Raw genomic sequence first — 4,481 nt, 5'->3', positions numbered from 1 at the left:
ACTTGATGCCGAAATCCTCATGCGGGCCGCCGGGATTATGGCTGGCCGACAGGATGATGCCGCCAAAGGTCTTGTACTTGCGGATGACATGCGAGGCGGCTGGCGTCGACAGGATGCCGCCCTGCCCGACCATCACCTTGCCGAAGCCGTTGGCGGCGGCCATGGCGATGGCCTTCTGGATGACCTCGCGATTGTAGAACCGGCCGTCACCGCCAATCACCAGGGTCTTGCCCTTGAAACCGTCAAGCGCGTCGAAGATCGACTGGATGAAATTCTCGGCATAGTGCTCCTGCTGAAAGACAGGCACCTTCTTGCGCAGGCCCGACGTGCCGGGCTTCTGGTCGGAATAAGGCTTGGTGGGGACGGTCCGTATCATGCTTCAGGCAACCCTTTTCGAAAGCAGCGAGCGATAGAGTTCGACATATTTTTCGGCGCTCTTGTCCCACGACACATCGGCCTTCATGCCCTGGCGCTGCAGCGATTCCCAGACCGTCGGACTGGCATGGGCGTCGACGAGGCGGCTAATGGCGTGCAGCAAGGCACCGCCATTGTTGGGCGCGAACTGGAAGCCGGTGGCGACACCGGCAGAGACGGCGGCCTCATTGGCGTCGATGACCGTATCGGCGAGGCCGCCGGTGCGCGCGACCACCGGCACGCAGCCATAGCGCAGGCCGTAAAGCTGCGTCAGCCCGCACGGTTCGAAGCGCGAGGGGATGACGATGGCGTCACAGCCACCCTGCATGATGTGCGACAGCCCCTCATCGTAGCCGACGACCACACCGATACGGCCGCGATGCCGGGCGGCAGCGGCAAGCAGCGCGCCTTCGAGACCGGCATCGCCCGATCCGAGGATGGCCAGCCGCGCGCCAGTGGCAACGATGCCGTCGATCACCAGCGCCAGTATGTCCATCCCCTTCTGCCAGGTCAGCCGGCTGACGACGCAGACGATCGGGCTGTCGTCACGCTCAAGGCTGAAGCGGTCCTCCACGGCAGTCCTGTTGGGCGCGCGCGCCTTCAGTGTGCTCGCCGTGTAGGGGGACACCAGATGCTTGTCGGTTTCCGGATCCCAGATGCCGGTATCGATGCCGTTGACGATGCCATAGAGATCGCTGGAGCGCATGTTGATGAGGCCGTCGAGACCCATGCCGAATTCCGCCGAGCGGATCTCCTGCGCGTAGGTCGGGCTGACCGTGGTGATCGCCCAGGCGGCCTGCAGGCCAGCCTTGAGGAAGCCGACACCACCATAATATTCGACGCCGTCGAGCGCCATCGCCGCCGCCGGCAAGCCGAGTTCACCGAAGATGCCGGCGCCGAACTGGCCCTGGAAGGCGAGATTGTGGACGGTCATCATCGAGGGAATGCCAACTGCCTTGCCGTAGCGCATGTAGGCCAGGGTCATCGCCGACTGCCAGTCATGGGCATGGACGATGTCGGGTTGGTAGCCCGAGATGGCGCCACCGGCGATGTCGCCGCCGACCTGGCTCAAGGCCGCGAAACGCCGCCAGTTGTCTGGCCAGTCCACGCCGGTGGCATTGCCGTAGGGACCGCCGGGACGGTCAAACAGATGCGGCGCATCGAGCACGAACAGTTCGAGCCCAGCGAGTTGGACTGAATGGACGGAGGCCTTGCCGCCCTGCAGCAAGGGATATTGCAGAACCGCCCGCTTCTTCTTGAAGGCGGCCATGACGGTCGGAAAGCCCGGGATGAGCGTGCGCACGGTCACGCCCTTGGCCGCCAAGGCGATGGGCAGCGCGCCGGTCACGTCGGCAAGCCCTCCGGTCTTGATCAGCGGAAAGATCTCGGGCGTGACCGACAGAACCTGCATGCGTTAGAGCCCTAACTTGTCGATCATGTCCTGCGTGACCAGGCAGATGCCCTTTTCGGAAACGCGGAAGCGCTTGGCGTCGAGAATAGGATCTTCGCCGACCACCAGCCCTTCCGGTATCCTAACACCATGGTCGATGACCACGCGCTTCAACTTTGCGTTCCGGCCGACATGAACGTCGGGCAGCATGACGACTTCTTCCAGCGTCGAATAGGAATTGATGCGCGCGCCGGTGAAGATCAGGCTTTTTTTCAGCGAAGCCCCCGAGACGATGCAATCGCCCGAGACAAGCGAAGACACAGCCGAACCGCGGCGGCCATCCTCGTCATGCACGAACTTTGCCGGCGGCTTCAATTCGGCATAAGTCCAGATCGGCCAGTCGCGGTCGTAGAGATCGAGCTCGGGCGTGATATCGGTCAGGTCGATATTGGCTTCCCAATAGGCGTCGACCGTTCCGACGTCGCGCCAGTAGGCCTCGTTCTCGGCGGTCGAGCGGACGCAGGATTTGGCGAAGCGATGCGCGATCGCCTTACCGTGCTGGACGATGTAGGGGATGATGTCCTTGCCGAAGTCGCGGCTCGAGCCCGGCTCGGCCGCATCGCGGCGCAATTGCTCCATCAGGAATTTGGTCTTGAAAACGTAAATGCCCATCGAGGCCAGGGCAAACTCCGGCTTGTCGGGAATGCCGGGCGGATCGGCAGGCTTTTCGACGAAGGCGATGATGTTGTCCTTGGCATCGACATGCATGACGCCGAAGCCGGTGGCTTCCATGCGCGGCACTTCGAGGCAGCCGACGGTGACATCGGCATTGGCATCGACATGCTGGCGAAGCATCATCTCGTAGTCCATCTTGTAGATGTGATCGCCGGCCAGGATGACCATGTATTCGGGCCCGTAGGCCTCGATGATGTCGATGTTCTGGTAGACGGCGTCGGCGGTGCCTTCATACCACTGCGTTTCCGAGACGCGCTGGCTGGCCGGCAGGATGTCGAAACTCTCGTTTCGTTCAGGGCGCAGGAAGTTCCAGCCGCGCTGCAGATGGCGGATCAGCGAATGCGCCTTGTACTGAGTGGCGACACCGAGGCGGCGAATGCCGGAATTGAGCGCGTTGGAAAGCGCGAAGTCGATGATGCGCGTCTTGCCGCCGAAATAGACGGCCGGCTTGGCACGCCGGTCGGTCAGTTCCTTGAGGCGGCTCCCACGGCCGCCGGCCAATACATAGGCCATGGCATCGCGCGCCAGCGGCTGGGTCCGTTTCAGGTCTGCCATTTCTACCCTCCCAAGTTACTCGATATCGACATGGCTCAGTCGGCAACGAGTTCAAGCATGATCGTCGACAGCGGCGGCAAAAGCATCGTCGCTGAGATGTTTCCTCCCTCCGCCCGCGCCTCGACCATGCCGCCATTGCCCTTGCCGGAACCGCCATATTCCGAAGCGTCGGTGTTGATGATCTCACGCCATTTGCCTGATGTCGGCAACGGCACGCGATAATTGTCACGCGGCACCGGCGTAAAATTGGAAATGACGGCCACCGGGCTGCCGCCCGGTGCACTGCGCAGCCAGGCAAAAACCGAATTCTGGCTGTCATCGACGATCAGCCAGGAAAACCCTTCCGGCTCACAATCACGGCCATGCAGTGCCGGGCGCGAACGGTAGAGATAGTTGAGATCGCGCACCGTCTGCCAGACGCCGCGATGCGGCCGGAATTCAAGCAGGTTCCAGTCGAGCGCGCGCGCCTCGCTCCATTCGCGGCGCTGCGCGAACTCCTGCCCCATGAAAAGCAGCTTCTTGCCGGGATAGCCCCACATGAAAGCGTAGTACGCGCGCAGCGTCGCAAACTTCTGCCAGTCGTCGCCGGCCATCTTGCCAAGCAGCGTGCCTTTGCCGTGCACAACCTCGTCGTGCGAGAGCGGCAGCACGAAATTCTCCGAAAAGGCGTAGGTCAGGCCGAAGGTGAGGTCGTTGTGGTGGTGTTTTCGGAAGATCGGTTCCTTGGAGAAATACTCCAGCGTGTCGTGCATGAAGCCCATATTCCACTTGAAGCCGAAGCCCAGCCCGCCTTCATGCACCGGTGCCGAGACCTTCGGCCAAGAGGTCGATTCCTCGGCGATGGTCATCACGCCCGGATGGTGGCCGTAGACCTCCTTGTTCATCTTCTGCAGGAAGCTGACCGCCTCGAGATTCTCGCGGCCGCCTTTCTCGTTGGGGATCCATTCGCCGGCCTTGCGCGAATAGTCGAGGTACAGCATCGAGGCGACCGCATCGACGCGAAGACCGTCGACATGGTATTTCTCGGCCCAGAACAACGCATTGTTGACCAGGAACGACACCACCTCGCGGCGGCCGAAATTGTAGATCGCGGTGTTCCAGTCGGGATGAAACCCCTTGCGCGGATCGGCATGTTCATAGAGCGCGGTGCCATCGAAATTGGCCAGGCCGTGCTCATCGACCGGGAAATGCGCGGGCACCCAGTCGAGAATAACGCCGACGCCGGCACGGTGGGCGCCGTCGACGAAGCGGGCAAAGCCGTCCGGATCGCCAAAGCGGGCCGATGGCGCGTAGAGGCCGGTCGTCTGGTAGCCCCAGGACGGGTCATACGGGTGTTCGGAGATCGGCATGAATTCGATATGGGTGAAGCCGGTCTCGACCACATAGG

The 4,481-nt window shown here is 62.3% G+C and carries 3 protein-coding genes and 1 pseudogene; all 4 read right to left on the bottom strand.

All coding sequences use genetic code 11. The annotated features are described in order from the left end of the window. Window positions 1-376, bottom strand: a pseudogene (locus tag EN749_RS31250) (alpha-D-glucose phosphate-specific phosphoglucomutase); the annotation flags it as partial. Window positions 377-379: 3 nt separating this feature from the next. Then, a complete protein-coding gene (gene glgA / locus EN749_RS31245) occupies window positions 380-1,825 on the bottom strand; it encodes a glycogen synthase GlgA (RefSeq protein ID WP_127327162.1) in 1,446 nt (481 codons plus the stop codon). Between the two features lie 3 nt (window positions 1,826-1,828). Then, window positions 1,829-3,094 (bottom strand): glucose-1-phosphate adenylyltransferase, encoded by a 1,266-nt coding sequence (glgC, locus tag EN749_RS31240; RefSeq protein ID WP_127810959.1) that lies wholly within the window; start codon window positions 3,092-3,094, stop codon window positions 1,829-1,831. Between the two features lie 35 nt (window positions 3,095-3,129). After that, window positions 3,130-4,481, bottom strand: a 1,352-nt coding sequence (gene glgB / locus EN749_RS31235) for a 1,4-alpha-glucan branching protein GlgB (protein WP_128364599.1), incomplete at its 5' end; no start/stop codon positions are given.

Origin of the sequence: Mesorhizobium sp. M7A.F.Ca.ET.027.02.1.1 (genome assembly GCF_004022985.1) — a bacterium.
In the GTDB taxonomy this organism is placed as follows: Bacteria; Pseudomonadota; Alphaproteobacteria; order Rhizobiales; family Rhizobiaceae; genus Mesorhizobium.
Note: the sequence above shows the minus strand (reverse complement) of the source record. Positions and strands in the feature narration are given on the sequence as shown.